This is a genomic window from Segatella copri (genome assembly GCF_009494395.1).
Taxonomy (GTDB): Bacteria; Bacteroidota; Bacteroidia; order Bacteroidales; family Bacteroidaceae; genus Prevotella.
In genome coordinates this window covers 308,824-324,327 of record NZ_VZCB01000079.1, presented here as the reverse complement: position 1 = coordinate 324,327, position 15,504 = coordinate 308,824, and the positions used below count along the sequence as shown (strand labels likewise).

Below are 15,504 nucleotides of genomic sequence, written 5' to 3'. Positions count from 1 at the left end.
TCAGTGATTGATATTTAACATATAACAAATGAGACGTTTTACAATGCTCGCATCGTACTATATATAATAATGTGAACGATGATGTAGAATCTATATAATATAAATATTAAACAAATGGTATAAAAAATCCCAGAATCGCTCTTCCAAGCAGTTCTGGGATTTATTATGGTGATATTTGTCATCAATATCTCCGCTATTATATTTTTTATGTATTGCTCAGATTCTTAATGATTTCCAAAGGTAGCTGGGTAGCTTTGGAAACCTGTTCGGCAGAAAGTCCCATTGCCAGCAATCGTTGTGCTGTTTCTGTGTTGGCCTCATGCTTGCCTTCTGCTCTACCTTTCTCCATACCTTTTTCCATACCTTCCGCAAGACCTTCTTGCTTACCTTTCGCCATACCTAATTCCATTCCCTTTTCCATACCCTCAGCTATACCTTCACGCTTAGCGGTGTCAACGGAATTCTTGATGTCGCGATATGCCATCTTGCTGGTCTCGTACTCCCTCATTTCCTGCGGAGTAAACTTGGCTATCTCGGCTTCCTCGAAGAGGCGGTCGAAGACTTTATCGCACAGTTCTTTAGGGCGCTGGGTAAGCTTATAGAGATTCTTCAGTGCATAGAGCCACTTCTCGTAGAGTGTATCCAATTCTTCCAGGGATTTGTTGAACTTGGAAATCTCTACATAGATATATTCGAGTTTGTCGTAAAATACTTTGTGGGTAGCAGTGTCGCACAACTGCACATGATGGCGGATTTTCTCCTTGTCGAATGCATCCTCGTTCATGCTGAAGTTGAGCAGGGCAATGGTATAGATATGATTGAGCTTGAAATCCCACTCATTCCCCTTGGGCGCCTGTTCTCGGATAGGGAAGGTGGAGTAGAAGAGGGCGCGATCCTTGAAATACGTCTGGTACGCATTCTGCATTTCAACGATGAACTTCTCGCCGTTTTCGCCCTCGCAATATACATCAAAGATGGCTCTGCGGTCGGTATAGACATCTCCCACATGCTCCGGGTTCAGATACGATACGTCCTTTACAACCTGTCTGCCATTAAACAAGCTGTTGAGGAAGCAAATGAGCAAATCCTTGTTCATTGCTGTTCCGAAAATTCGCTTGAAACCGAAGTCGGTCAGCAAGCTGATGTATCTTTCTTCTACCTGTTTCATAATCATCTGTATTAAAAATCCATGCCGCAAAGTTACGGTTTTATTTTCATATCTGCAAGAGATTTCTGGGATTTTTAAAGGTAAAAAAGTAAAAAGGTAAAAAAGTAAAGATTTTGCTATCCCCAATACTATCTGATAACTTTTTCTAAAACTTTTCGACCTGTACGGTTGAAATTACCCACACGCCCTTTACCTTTTCCTTCGGCCGGTGACCGTTGGTTCAGGGCGTGTGGGGCTTACATGCGAAACTTCAGTAACGAATTAATCTATATAATATAAATAATGAACAAATGGTATAAAAAAATCCCAGAATCGCTCTTCCAAGCAGTTCTGGGATTTATTATGTCTGATAGTTTGCCATGATGTGCTTCCGTTTGCCTACAGATATGGCTGCGTGGGGTTAAGAATATGACTGCGTGGGGTTAAGGATACGACTGCATTGGGTTAAGAATATGACTGCATTGGGTTACGGATACGACTCCGTAGGCTAACGGAGACGTATCCTTCGGCTTGTCGAGATATCTGCGTCAGCTGATTGAGTCACTTGAGTTAGCTGATTGAACTACTTGAGTTAGCTTACTGAACTACTTGGGTTAGCTTACTGAACTACTTGGGTTAGCTGATTGAACTACTTGAGTTAGCTTACTGAGCTATATCAGTATCCTGTAGTGTTACATGTGTATTTTTTTTTCTAATTTAATGCCACATTTGCCACACTTATACTTAACTCTATGATTATTAGAAGATAACGTGTGGCAATAAGGGGCGTTTTTATTACCACTTTATTGCCACCTATTACCACTTTTTGCATAAAATCAGCAAAATAACGGTGTTTTTGAGGGATTTGCTACGTCCCGACGCAGCAAAAGTTACGTCCGGACGTAGTAAAAGATACGTCGTGACGTAATTTCAGTGCGGGAATTCAATGGCAAGAAGTATATAAATAATCCCAGAATCGCTCTTCCAAGCGGTTCTGGGATTTATTATGTCTGATAGTTTGTTTACCACTTAATTTGTTTACCATTTAAAGAGATGAGGAACAAACACTTTGAAGCAGCGGCGCCAGGTGAGCCACTCATGATGAGTGCCTGGTGATACATAAACATCGAGCTTGATGCCCAGTTCCTTCAACTGCTGTGCCATCTTCTCGGTACCGAAGTTCTCTTCCGAACCGCAGCCCATAAACATATAGTGAATGTCCTTGTTGTATTTCTCTGCATCAGCAAATACTCCATTGAAACAGGTCTTTACATCCACGCCAAAGAGTGCACCGCTGAAGGTTCCAAGGGCAGAGAACTTATCCATGTGAGGCAATACCGTGTTGAAAGTCTGGCAACCGCCCCATGACAATCCTGCCATCGCACGATGCTCGCGGTCGGTATAAGTACGGAATGTCTTGTCAACCATCGGAATCAGATCCTTGATAATCACATCATAGAAAGAAGCACCATAGTGGTTGCGCTCTTCATCTACGTTTTTGCCAGGACGGGCAACGAAAGGCTTCTTTACATCGCCACTCTCCATGACCACAATCATAGGCTCAGCCTTGCCTTCTGCTATCAGGTTGTCCATGATGTGCTGCATCATTCCCTGCTTGCTCCAACCCGTCTCGTCTTCGCCCATGCCATGCTGCAGATAAAGCACAGGATAGCGCTTGGTGGTTTTGGTTTCATATTCGGCTGGTGTATAAACCATGGCACGGCGGAACTGCTTCTGAGAGGCTGCATAGTAAGATACTGAACGAACCTGACCTTTGGCTACGCCCTGCTGAGGACGGTAATAGTTGCCTTCTGCTCCCTCTGGTACTTCCAGACCGCCTGCTTCACGGCAGCAGCCGAAATAGGTTTCGCTGGCAGGGTCAACCACCTGCACACCATCTACATTCAGAAAATAGTAGTGGAATCCTACCACCAGCGGATCGCTTACGCCGTACCAGTCGCCATCCAGGTCTTTCTTCATTTCATATTTCTTGCCGCAGATGTCGAAGATTACTTTCTTTGCCTCAGGAGCATGGAGCTTTACGTAGGCTCTGCGGTCTTTATCTACACGCGGATAGTTGCTGTCCGGAATGATTCCCTGCAGGGCGAGCATCATGTTTGCATAGCGCTTGCCCATGGTGCGGTAGCTTTCTGCGATGAAGTGGAGACCGTCGCCACGTTGCGGACAACCCTTTGATGAAATGACGTGGGCTGTAGGGATGGTCTTGGCGATATCATCAACGATGGCGATATGTGCCCAGCATTTTCCGCCCATATCCTTCTGTACGGTTTCGCCTACGAGCAGAGGAACGTCTTCTGCCTTCAGATTCAAATCCTTCAAGATGTCGTTATAAACAGTCTTTACTCGGTTAGGCCAGTTGGCATCGCCGTTGTTGGTTTCGCCCTGGTGCAGGAGGATGCCCTTGATAACACCCTGCTTCTTGGCTATTTTTGCCAGTTCTATCAGTCGGGCGTATGGATTTCCGTTGTATTGGGATGCAAAGTTCTTCATCCAGTCGGGTTGTTTCTTGAGATAAGCCTTATAGGTACGCTTATCGAAGAGGTCGATGCTGGCTCCGCCTACTGCCACGGTGATGGTTCCCACCTTGATGCTGTCTGGCAGATTATCCACCATCTTTCTTCCGAAATAGTCAACAGGCGTCAGTCCTGTAGAGGGTCTTGCCTGCGGTGGCACAGCGGTGTGCCATTGTCCCTTCTTCCATCCCGCCTTTTCATCATCCACGGCATACATAGCCTGAAATCTCGGGTTCACGCCCGTTCGGTCGATGTCTTCGATAGCCGCATTTCCTTCCATGTTCGACTGTCCGAAGCAGAGATAGATTTGAAAATTAGGATCAGGCTTTTCCTGAACCTTACTGCCCGTTTTCTGTGCCATCATCGGCAGGCACGCCATTGCGAGCATCGATGCTAAGATTGATAATCTCTTCATAGTTTATATTTATTTAAATTATTAGATTGATTTTCATCTTCTGTTCTGTTTGCAAAGTTATGAAAAGATTTCCATACGTGCTTTGTCTCATATATCAATAACTTTTCCCTTTCTCTCATTCTTATATTTATTGTAAGGTGTTCTTGTTTTTCTCTAGCATTGTTACATAATATAAAGAATTTGATACATGTAATAATGTAGAATACAGCTTTTTTGCTTACCTTTGCATCGATAAATAACAATCCAATTACTAATAGCTTAAAAGTAAAATTATGAATAAGAATGTTATATATGCAGTTTTGCTGTTTATTCCCCTCATGTTTGCTGGTAATGTTTCAGCGCAGCAGTTGCCTTATCAGAATCCTGCTCTCTCGGCTCATGAGAGAGCGGTAGATTTGTGTGGTCGTCTCACTTTGGAAGAGAAAGCTTCTCTGATGCTGGATGATTCGCCGGCTATCCCACGATTGGGAATCAAGAGATTCCAGTGGTGGAGCGAGGCGCTGCATGGTGTGGCGAACATGGGAGATGTAACCGTCTTTCCGGAACCTATCGGAATGGCTGCATCGTTTAACGACAGAATGGTGTATAGAGTCTTTGATGCAACATCTGATGAGATGCGTGCCAAATGGAATGAACTGCAGCAGAAGGGGGGAGATGTAACTCGTTTCCATGCCCTCTCAGTCTGGACTCCAAACGTGAATATCTTCCGTGATCCTCGCTGGGGACGTGGACAGGAAACCTATGGTGAAGATCCTTACTTGACCTCCCGAATGGGATGTGCCGTGGTGCGCGGACTGCAGGGACCTGAGGATACGAAATACCGCAAGCTCTGGGCTTGTGCCAAGCACTATGCCATCCATAGCGGACCAGAATGGGCTCGCCATACAGACAATATTACCGATGTTACACCGCGCGACCTTTGGGAAACTTATATGCCTGCCTTCAAATCACTGGTGCAGGATGCCAAGGTGCGTGAGGTGATGTGTGCCTATCAGCGTTGGGATGATGAACCATGCTGCGGCAGTACCCGATTGCTGCAGCAGATTTTGAGAGATGAATGGGGATTCAGGTATCTGGTGGTTTCCGACTGTGGCGCTGTTACTGATTTTTGGGAGAACCATAAGGTGTCTAGCAATGCCAGAAATGCGGCAGTTAAGGGTGTATTGGCTGGTACGGATGTGGAGTGTGGATATAATTATGTATATAAGTCGGTGCCTGAGGCTGTGAAGTATGGTGCCCTGACTGAAGAAGAAGTTGATAAGCATGTGATTCGTCTGCTCGAAGGTCGTTTCGACTTGGGTGAGATGGATGACAACAAGATCGTATCATGGTCGAAGATTCCTGTATCGGTGCTTTGCAGCAAGGCACATCGCCAGCTCTCGCTCGATATGGCTCTGCAGACCATGACGCTGCTCCAAAACAATAATGGGGTATTACCTCTCGATAAAAAGGTAAAGAAGATTGCTTTCATCGGACCAAATGTGGATAACGAACCGATGATGTGGGGAAACTATAATGGTACCCCACGACAGACAATTACCATCCTGGATGGTATCAAGAGTCGTTTGAAGAAAAACCAGGTCGTTACCTTTAAAGGGTGCGACCTGGTGAACGACCAGACTTTGGATTCTTACTTCGACCAGTGTAGCATGGATGGCAAGATGGGCTTTAAGGGTACTTTCTGGAACAACCGTAAGATGGAAGGCAAGCCTGTTGCCATCACCCAGGGGAAGAATCCTGTGCAGGTAACGACCTATGGTCAGCACTCTTTTGCTCCTAATGTGAAGTTGGTGGACTTCTCTGCAAAATATGAAACCGTGTTCCGTCCTAAGCAGACTGACAAGGTGTTGCTCGACGTGGCTGGTTGCGGTCACTATGAGGTTTATCTGAATGGTGAGAAGAAGGCAGAGCATTCTATCTGGCGCACTACCGAGAGTCGTATCGAGTTCCAAGCCGAGAAGGGCAAGGAGTATAAGATAGAAATACGATATGCTGAGATGCCTAATTATAATGCGGACATGAAGTTCAATATCGGGCACGAGAATCCTATCGACTATCAGGCTTCGCTCAAGCAGTTGAAGGATTGCGAGACCGTTGTCTTCGTAGGTGGCATCTCACCACAGTTGGAAGGTGAGGAAATGCCTATCCATGTACCAGGCTTCAAGGGTGGTGACCGCACAGATATCGAACTGCCTGCCGTACAACGCAATTTTCTGAAAGCATTGAAGGCAGCTGGAAAGAAAGTGGTATTTGTAAACTGCTCAGGTTCGGCTATTGCACTCACACCAGAAACCCAGAGTTGTGATGCTATCCTACAGGCATGGTATCCGGGTCAGGAAGGTGGAGAGGCTGTGGCTCGTGTACTCTTCGGGGAGTACAATCCTGCCGGCAAGTTGCCTATTACGTTCTATAAGAATTCAGAGCAGTTGCCTGATTTCAAGGATTACAGCATGAAGGGCAGAACCTATCGTTATATGAACGATGCGCTCTTCCCATTCGGATATGGTTTAAGCTATACTTCTTTCCGTATTGGCGATGCTACACTTTCCAACTCTATCCTGAAGAAGGGTGAGAAGATTACGCTGAAGGTACCGGTAAGCAATGTAGGAAAGAAGGATGGAACCGAGGTGGTGCAGGTGTATGTGAAGGATCCTGCCGATACTGAAGGACCATTGAAGAGCTTGAAGGCTTTCGAGAGAGTGGAGGTGAAGGCTGGAAAGACTGCTGAGGCTGTCATCACGCTGGATAGCAGAAACTTCGAACTCTTCGATGCTGCAACCAATACCGTCCGTGCCAAGGCTGGAAAGTATGAAGTCTATTACGGCAGCAGTTCGGCTGATAAGGACTTGAAGAAACTGGATGTTTCTATTGAATATTAAGTAACTGTATCATAATTAATAGTATGAAGACATGGATGTGCGCCTTGATGCTGGCGTTATCGACAGGAGCTTCGGCTCAGAATCCGGTAATCAGCGGACAGTATTCTGCTGATCCTACGGCTCGCGTATTCAACGGGAAGGTATATCTTTATCCTTCTCATGATATTCCGAGTCCTATCGAGAAACTGAAGGAATGGTTCTGCATGGCAGATTATCACGTTTTCTCTTCTACCAATCTTACTGAGTGGGAGGATCATGGAGTCATCGTTTCGCAGGATAAAGTACCTTGGGTACAAGACGGAAGTTATACGATGTGGGCTCCAGATTGTGTAGAGAAAGACGGGAAATATTACTTCTATTTCCCTGCCGCTCCGAAAGGGGAGGAGAAGGGATTCGGGATTGGTGTGGCGGTTGCCGACCAGCCGGAAGGACCGTTTATGCCGATGTGGAAACCTATAGAGGGTGTGCACGGCATAGATCCTTGTGTGTTGATAGAGAAGGACGGACAGGCTTATATCTACTGGGCAGGAGCTGGCCTGCACATGGCTAAGCTGAAACCAAACATGACGGAACTCGCCTCGGAACCCAAACTGGTAGAGGGATTGCCTGAGGGGTTCAAGGAAGGACCGTTTGCCTTCGAGCGTAACGGTAAGTATTATTTCACCTTCCCTTGGGTGCGTGAAAAGAATGGAACCGAAACACTGGCTTATGCCATGGCTGACCATCCGATGGGACCTTTCACATTCAAGGGCATCATCATGGATGAGTCGCCTACGAAGTGCTGGACCAATCATCACAGCATCGTGGAATATCAGGGACAGTGGTATCTCTTCTATCATCATAATGATTATTCGCCTAAGTTCGACAAGAACCGCTCGGTGCGAATCGACTCTCTGAACTTCAATCCTGACGGAACGATACAGAAGGTGATACCTACGCTAAGAGGTGTGGGATTGACCAAGGCTCGTTCGCGCATTCAGATAGACCGCTATTCTGCGCTGCAAGGCAAGGGTATAGGTATTGATTATCTGGATAAAAACAATTGTTTTGCCGGATGGAAAACTCTCTTCTCTAAATCGAATACAGCTCTTATATATAATAAGGTGGATTTTGGTAACGAGAAGGTGGTGGAAATCACCGTTCGTGCCAAGTCGGTTAAGGGCGGTGTGCTCGTAGTCAGAGCCGATGGCAAGAAGGGTAATATCATCGCTAAGGTGAAGATTCCGAAGTCGGCAGCCTGGAAGAATGTCCGTGCTCAGGTGCTCCATGCTCCTCAGGGCGTTCATGCTCTCCATGTATCCTTGCAGAGTGGAGCCGATGTTGAGGTTGACTGGCTGGGCTTTGATGCGTTGCCTTGGGAAAAGGGTGCTTTCGAAACTCACCAGTATCGTAATCTCTTTGCCGAGATGGGCTATAAGCAGGCTGATATAGACAGGAAGGTGAACGAAGTGTTCAACGATGTATTCTACGGTAAGAACAAGGTCTATTTCGAGGTGGGCGATTCCATGGGATATGTCAGCGATGTAAAGAACAATGATGTGAGAACCGAAGGCATGTCGTATGGAATGATGGCTGCCGTTCAGTTTGATAAGAAGGACATCTTCGACCGCCTCTGGCGATGGAGCAAGAAATACATGCAGCATCAGAAAGGACCTTATAAGGGCTATTTCGCATGGAGCTGCAAGACTGATGGAACGAGAAATGCGCAGGGAGCCGCATCGGATGGTGAACTCTATTTCGTAACTTCGCTCATCTTTGCATCCAACCGATGGGGTAATGATACGGGCATCAACTATCTGAAGGAAGCGCAGAATATCCTGGATTGCAGTATGCAGAAGGTAGGAATGGACCGCACGGCTCCGCTCATCAATCTCGAACATCAGCTCATTACCTTTACGCCCGATCATTGGGGCGGGAAGTTTACCGATCCTTCTTACCATCTTCCAGCCTTTTATGAGGTATGGGCAAAATGGGCTAACGATGGACGTTCTCAGTTCTGGAAGGAGTGTGCTGAGAAAAGCCGTGAGTTTCTGCATAAGTGCATCAATGAGAAGACGGGCTTGAACCCGGACTATTGCAACTATGATGGCAGTCTGATGAAGACCGGTCAGTTGCTGGGTGATGCTTTCCGTTATGACTCATGGCGTGTTCCAATGAACATAGCGCTCGATTATTCCTGGGCTTGTAAGGATAAGGAGTGGCAGCAGAAATATGCCAATACGTTGCAGAATTTCCTGTATAGTCAGGGTATAGATACTTTCCTGGACCAGTATAATGTAGATGGAACGATGGTAGAAGATATTCTGCCGGCAGGTACGGCTCCTAAGGCACTCCGCCATTCTATCGGTTTCGTTGCCACTGCGGCTGCGGCTTCATTGGTCAGCAATCATGTGAAGGGCAGGGAATTCGTCAGTCATTTCTGGAATGCCAAGCATGAGCCAGATAAAGAAGGCTTCTTCGATGGCTACTACGACGGACTGTTGCGTCTCTTCGCCTTCATGCATCTGAGTGGCCGTTATCAGATTATCGAACCTCAATAATAATGAATAGTCTATGAACAACTTTTTCAATAAAATAGTTAGATTGTTTTGTTTATGTGTATTCCTTTTTGGACATTCCTCTGCGGATGCCCAAAATAAGGAATTACCTGTAGACATTAATCCTTATTTCGGACCTGTCGGCAAGCAGCCCGTCGTGCCCAATGCGGCTGGCTTTATTCAGAGATGGTTGCTCTTGGAGCCAATCTCTATGCCGGTCAAGAGCAATGTCGTTTTTACTGATTCTTATTTGAAGGAGATATTCCATACGCAGTATTTCCCTAAACAGATGGAAACAGTTCCTAAGGATGGAGCCGTCGTGAAGGTGGGGAATGAAAAGCTGAAATGGCATGCGCTGGATAGTAAACTGTTTAATGTGAAGCTCTTCCGTTTCGCCACTTCGTTCGGAAAACCCAAGTATGGTGTCTTGTTCTGGGCGGTTACCATTATCGATTGCCCTGAGGAGATGAAAGACGTCCGCTTGTCTGTTGGCTCGAATGGTGCCTCCATGTGGTGGCTCAATGGCGAGGAGGCGGTGATGCTGGAGGGCGACCGAAGAATGGTTCGAGATGATGTGGTTTCTAAGAAGCTTACCTTGAAGAAGGGTAGGAATATTCTTCGTGGTGCAGTAATCAATGGTCCTGGTATGAGTGACTTCTGTGTCCGGTTCATCGACGGACAAGGCAAGCCTGTCAGAAACCTGTCTATTCACGTGAAGTAGTGCTATCAATATAGAAAGTTATGAAACAGAACAATATATTTTTCAGATATTTTAGCCCGGTTGCTGCTCAGCAGAAACTTTATGTCGCTGCTTTGGTTGCCTTGTTGTCTTCCTCTGCTTACGAGGCAGAAGCCCAGGTGGGCGAACCTTTCATTCATGATCCTTCTACCATTGCCCTGTGTGATGGAAAGTATTATACCTTTGGAACGGGTGAAGGTGGACTCTGGTCGGAGGATGGCTGGACCTGGCAGGGTGGTGCTGTTCGTCCCGGCAGGGGAGCGGCTCCAGACGTATTGAAGATTGGCGACCGTTATCTCGTAGCCTACAGTGCTACGGGTGGTGGATTGGGCGGCAGTCATCGCGGTGATGTCCTGACGATGTGGAACAAAACGCTCAATCCGAAATCGCCTGATTTCAAATATACCGAACCGATTGTTGTTGCCTCATCCCTTGATGATGAAGACTGTGATGCCATTGATGCGGGCTTGTTGCTCGACCCTACTACCGGCAGACTCTGGCTCAGCTACGGAACCTATTTCGGATTTATCCGTCTGGTAGAACTCGACCCGAAGACGGGTAAGCGGATGGAAGGCAACGAACCCGTCAATATCGCCATCGACTGCGAAGCTACCGATTTGATTTACCGCAACGGCTGGTATTATCTTCTCGGCACTCATGGCACCTGTTGCGATGGTCCTAATTCTACCTACAATATCGTGGTGGGACGTTCGAGAAAGATAACCGGTCCATACGTAGATAATGTGGGCAGAGAGATGTTGCAGGGCGGTGGAAAGATGGTGATTGCTGCCAATAATCTGAAGACGGGTCCCGGTCACTTCGGGCGCTATATTGAGGAAGAAGGTGTAGAAAAGATGTCGTTCCACTATGAGTCTGATTTCAGACAGGGAGGACGAAGTGTGTTGGCTATCCGTCCTTTGTTGTGGAAGAACGACTGGCCTGTGGCTGGTGATGAATTTCATTCCGGAACCTACGAGATAGAATCGGAACGAAGAGGCTATGCCCTGGAGATTGCCGTAGATTTCGTGAGAATGCAACGTGATATCGAACCTTTCTGGATCAAGCCGACCAAGCCTTTGAAGAACATCGAACCTCAAACCTTGAAGGAGGTAGAAGCAGGATGGCCTAAGGGCGAGGTGAAGGTGAGAATGAACGATTACATGTTCCGTCCTCATCAGAAGTGGAGTATCATGCCTGCCGGAAAGGGTGGTTATCTGGGTGGTCCTTATTATAAGATCTGCATAGAAGGCACTACCCGTTATCTTACCGCAACCGCTCAGCATGATGTCATCACCAAACCTGAGTTTACTGGTGAAGATGCCCAGCTTTGGCGCATCGAACAACTTACCGATGGCACCTATCGCATTATGCCGAAGGCTATACCAGGCACAGAAGAGAAACTGGCATTGGTTTCATTAGGCGACTGTACTCCAGGCCTGGCTCCTTTCGATTTCAACAGCGATAATTCTAAATGGAATTTCAGACAACAATAAATCAATTATGATTTGATAAGTAAGTTATTTGGTCTTAGAAGCCTATATTATTTACTTCTTAAATACTGTTCTGTGAGGTTGTCGGCAGCTGCCGGCAACCTTGCTGTTATATGGCAGCAAAGTAGCTGTCATCTGGCAGCAATCTTGCTGGCAATTGCCAACTATTAAATAAATCTAATTCTTATGGTCAATAGATACAGCTTCTGTGATTATTTCATATATTTGCAGAAGATAATAAAACTAAGCAACTATGGACTTAAAGTATGATGTTTATACCATTACCAATGCTGAGGGTAGTGGTGAGGAACGAAAATACGTTCGATTGAAGCAGTATGAGGCGATGACGGCTCACGAACTGGAAGCCACTATCCAGCAAAGATGTTCACTCACCAAGGGTGATGTGGCTGCAGTGTTGTCTGAACTTCATGACATTGTCGTGTCTGAATTTTCTATGGGACGCAGGGTTTATATTCCCGAACTGGGATATTTCTCGCTTGCTGTAAACCTGGAAATGCCTGCGGATAAGCCTAATAAGAAGATTACGGGAAAGGAAGTACGTTTGCGGGGAATCAATTTCCGTCCGGAGGCTGGGCTGTTGAGGGAAATAGATAGAAATATCCATTTCGTCCGTTCCCAGTATTCCAGTCGTTCAACTATTTTTACAGAAGAGAAGCTTTGGGCAAAATTGCAGGAATATTTCCAGAAGAACCGTTATCTCACCATCAAACTCATGAGGATACTGTTTGGACTGTCTCGCCATATGGCACAAAAGTGGATAAATCACTTCATAGCCAAAGGCTTGTTGGTAAAGGATGGTACTCCCCGTTCACCGATTTATTTCCTGAATGATAAACAGTAACAAAATGCGGTGATGTGGTGGCATCTTTATTGGATGATGAAGACTGTGATGCCATTGATGCGGTCGATCAGCCTATGCAGGCAAGCAAGAGTGTGGAATATGACGGTAAGGCTGTAAAGGTACAGATGTAATTTACATAATTTAAAGTATTTGATACTTGTGATAAAATAGTATTCTGCTTTTTTGTTTACCTTTGCAGTGCAAATAACAATTTAATATACTAATAGCTTAATAGTAATTACAATGAACAAGAATGTTATATACGCAGCTTTGATGTTTGTGGTAACTATGTCCTCCGGCAATGCCTCAGCGCAGCAGTTGCCTTATCAGAATCCAGCCCTCTCGGCTCATGAAAGAGCGGTAGATTTATGTGGTCGTCTCACTTTGGAAGAGAAAGCTTCTCTGATGCTGGATGATTCGCCGGCTATTCCGCGATTGGGAATCAAGAGATTCCAGTGGTGGAGCGAAGCACTGCATGGTGTGGCGAACATGGGAGATGTAACCGTCTTTCCGGAACCTATCGGAATGGCAGCTTCGTTTAACGACAGAATGGTGTATAGAGTCTTTGATGCAACATCTGATGAGATGCGTGCCAAATGGAATGAACTGCAGCAGAAGGGAGGAGATGTAACCCGTTTCCATGCTTTATCTGTCTGGACTCCAAACGTGAATATCTTCCGTGATCCTCGCTGGGGACGTGGACAGGAAACCTATGGTGAGGATCCTTATCTTACCAGTAGGATGGGATGTGCCGTGGTGCGCGGATTGCAGGGACCTGAAGATACGAAATACCGCAAACTCTTGGCTTGTGCCAAGCACTATGCAATCCATAGCGGACCGGAATGGGCTCGCCATACAGACAATATTACCGATGTCACGCCGCGTGACCTTTGGGAAACTTATATGCCTGCCTTCAAATCACTGGTGCAGGATGCCAAGGTGCGTGAGGTGATGTGTGCCTATCAGCGTTGGGATGATGAACCATGCTGCGGCAACACCCGCCTTTTGCAGCAGATTCTCAGGGATGAGTGGGGATTCAAGTACCTGGTAGTTTCCGACTGTGGCGCTGTTACTGATTTCTGGGAGAATCATAAGGTTTCGAGCAATGCCAGAAATGCGGCTGCCAAGGGCGTGCTGGCTGGTACAGATGTGGAGTGTGGATATAATTATGTATATAAGTCGGTGCCTGAGGCAGTGAAGTATGGTGCCTTGACTGAAGATGAAGTTGATAAGCATGTGATTCGTCTGCTCGAAGGTCGTTTCGATTTGGGCGAGATGGATGACAACAAGATTGTATCATGGTCGAAGATTCCAGTATCGGTGCTTTGCAGTAAGGCGCATCGCCAGCTCTCGCTCGATATGGCTCTGCAGACCATGACGCTGCTCCAAAACAAGAATGAGGTATTGCCTCTCGATAAAAAGGTAAAGAAGATTGCTTTCATCGGACCAAATGTGGATAACGAACCGATGATGTGGGGAAACTATAATGGTACTCCACGACAGACAATTACCATCCTGGATGGTATCAGGAGTCGTTTGAAGAAAAACCAGGTTGTCACCTTTAATGGATGCGACTTGGTGAACGACCAGACTTTGAATTCTTACTTCGACCAGTGTAGTATGGATGGCAAGATGGGCTTTAAGGGCACTTTCTGGAACAACCGCAAGATGGAAGGCAAGCCTGTTGCCATCACCCAGGAGAAGAATCCTGTGCAGGTAACGACCTATGGTCAGCATTCTTTTGCTCCTAATGTGAAGTTGGTGGGCTTCTCTGCAAAATATGAAACCGTGTTCCGTCCTAAGCAGACAGACAAGGTGTTGCTCGACGTGGCTGGTTGCGGTCACTACGAGGTATATCTGAATGGTGAGAAGAAGGCAGAGCATTCTATCTGGCGTACTACCGAGAGTCGTATCGAGTTCCAAGCCGAGAAGGGCAAGGAGTATAAGATAGAGATCCGCTATCACGAAATGCCAACCTATAATGCGGACATGAAGTTCAATATCGGTCATGAGAATCCTATCGACTATAAGGCTTCGCTCAAGCAGTTGAAGGATTGCGAGACTGTAGTCTTCGTAGGTGGTATCTCTCCACAGTTGGAAGGTGAGGAAATGCCTATCGAGATTTCTGGCTTCAAGGGTGGTGACCGCACCAACATCGAATTGCCTAAGGTTCAGCGCAATTTCCTGAAGGCTTTGAAGGAGGCTGGCAAAAAGGTTGTCTTTGTCAACTGTTCGGGTTCTGCCATTGCCTTGACTCCAGAGACAGAGAGTTGCGATGCCATCCTCCAGGCCTGGTATCCTGGTCAGGAAGGTGGTGAGGCAGTGGCTCGTGTACTCTTCGGAGAGTACAATCCTGCCGGCAAGTTGCCTATTACGTTCTATAAAAATTCAGAGCAGTTGCCTGATTTCAAGGATTATAGCATGAAGGGCAGAACCTATCGTTATATGAACGATGCGCTCTTCCCATTCGGATATGGTTTAAGCTACACTTCTTTCCGTATTGGCGATGCTACACTTTCCAACTCTATCCTGAAGAAGGGTGAGAAGATTACCTTGAAGGTGCCTGTAAGTAATGTTGGCAAGAAAGATGGAACCGAGATTGTGCAGGTGTATGTGAAGGATCCTGCCGATACCGAAGGACCATTGAAGAGCTTGAAGGCTTTCGAGAGAGTGGAGGTGAAGGCAGGAAAGACTGCTGAGGCTGTCATCACGCTGGATAGCAGAAACTTCGAACTCTTCGATGCTGCCACCAATACCGTGCGTGCCAAGGCAGGTAACTATGAGGTATATTATGGCAATAGCTCGGCAGATAAGGACTTGAAGAAGATAATGGTAAATTATGAATATTAAGAAAAATCTGACTAAGAAGGCAGGCTTGAAAGTATTGTAAATTGAAAGAAC

General features: G+C 46.4%; 8 protein-coding genes. 6 read left to right on the top strand and 2 right to left on the bottom strand.

The window, feature by feature from the left end; genetic code table 11:
* Nucleotides 1–205 precede the first annotated feature (205 nt).
* Nucleotides 206–1,174 (bottom strand): Rpn family recombination-promoting nuclease/putative transposase, encoded by a 969-nt coding sequence (locus F7D73_RS10925; protein WP_153124648.1) that lies wholly within the window; start codon nt 1,172–1,174, stop codon nt 206–208.
* Nucleotides 1,175–2,185: 1,011 nt separating this feature from the next.
* Complete coding sequence (locus tag F7D73_RS10920) at nt 2,186–4,060, bottom strand: sialate O-acetylesterase (RefSeq protein WP_437182318.1); 1,875 nt, start codon at nt 4,058–4,060, stop codon at nt 2,186–2,188.
* Between the two features lie 308 nt (nt 4,061–4,368).
* On the opposite strand from F7D73_RS10920, the gene xyl3A (F7D73_RS10915) reads away from it, so the two are divergent.
* From xyl3A (F7D73_RS10915) to xyl3A (F7D73_RS10890), 6 genes are all read left to right on the top strand, one after another.
* Nucleotides 4,369–6,975 (top strand): xylan 1,4-beta-xylosidase, encoded by a 2,607-nt coding sequence (xyl3A, locus tag F7D73_RS10915; RefSeq protein WP_153124644.1) that lies wholly within the window; start codon nt 4,369–4,371, stop codon nt 6,973–6,975.
* A gap of 23 nt (nt 6,976–6,998) precedes the next feature.
* Nucleotides 6,999–9,515: a glycosyl hydrolase family 8 gene (locus F7D73_RS10910; RefSeq protein ID WP_153124642.1), complete on the top strand. Its 2,517-nt coding sequence runs from the start codon at nt 6,999–7,001 to the stop codon at nt 9,513–9,515.
* Between the two features lie 13 nt (nt 9,516–9,528).
* On the top strand, nt 9,529–10,233 hold the full coding sequence (locus F7D73_RS10905) for an acetylxylan esterase (RefSeq protein ID WP_153124640.1): 705 nt from the start codon (nt 9,529–9,531) through the stop codon (nt 10,231–10,233).
* A gap of 20 nt (nt 10,234–10,253) precedes the next feature.
* Nucleotides 10,254–11,744, top strand: coding sequence for a family 43 glycosylhydrolase (locus tag F7D73_RS10900; RefSeq protein WP_153124636.1), 1,491 nt, complete (start codon nt 10,254–10,256; stop codon nt 11,742–11,744).
* 250 nt (nt 11,745–11,994) lie between these two features.
* Complete coding sequence (locus F7D73_RS10895; RefSeq protein WP_153124634.1) at nt 11,995–12,603, top strand: HU family DNA-binding protein; 609 nt, start codon at nt 11,995–11,997, stop codon at nt 12,601–12,603.
* 243 nt (nt 12,604–12,846) lie between these two features.
* The gene (gene xyl3A, locus F7D73_RS10890; RefSeq protein ID WP_153124632.1) at nt 12,847–15,453 is read left to right on the top strand and encodes a xylan 1,4-beta-xylosidase; all 2,607 of its coding nucleotides are present in this window, start codon (nt 12,847–12,849) and stop codon (nt 15,451–15,453) included.
* The last annotated feature ends 51 nt before the right edge of the window (nt 15,454–15,504 follow it).

Excerpts from the sequence above, each read along its gene's own strand:
- F7D73_RS10920 (WP_437182318.1), bottom strand. The coding sequence starts at position 4,060 with ATGGCGTGCCTGCCGATGATGGCACAGAAAACGGGCAGTAAGGTTCAG.
- xyl3A (WP_153124632.1), top strand. The coding sequence starts at position 12,847 with ATGAACAAGAATGTTATATACGCAGCTTTGATGTTTGTGGTAACTATG.
- xyl3A (WP_153124644.1), top strand. The coding sequence starts at position 4,369 with ATGAATAAGAATGTTATATATGCAGTTTTGCTGTTTATTCCCCTCATG.
- F7D73_RS10895 (WP_153124634.1), top strand. The coding sequence starts at position 11,995 with ATGGACTTAAAGTATGATGTTTATACCATTACCAATGCTGAGGGTAGT.
- F7D73_RS10910 (WP_153124642.1), top strand. The coding sequence starts at position 6,999 with ATGAAGACATGGATGTGCGCCTTGATGCTGGCGTTATCGACAGGAGCT.
- F7D73_RS10905 (WP_153124640.1), top strand. The coding sequence starts at position 9,529 with ATGAACAACTTTTTCAATAAAATAGTTAGATTGTTTTGTTTATGTGTA.
- F7D73_RS10900 (WP_153124636.1), top strand. The coding sequence starts at position 10,254 with ATGAAACAGAACAATATATTTTTCAGATATTTTAGCCCGGTTGCTGCT.
- F7D73_RS10925 (WP_153124648.1), bottom strand. The coding sequence starts at position 1,174 with ATGATTATGAAACAGGTAGAAGAAAGATACATCAGCTTGCTGACCGAC.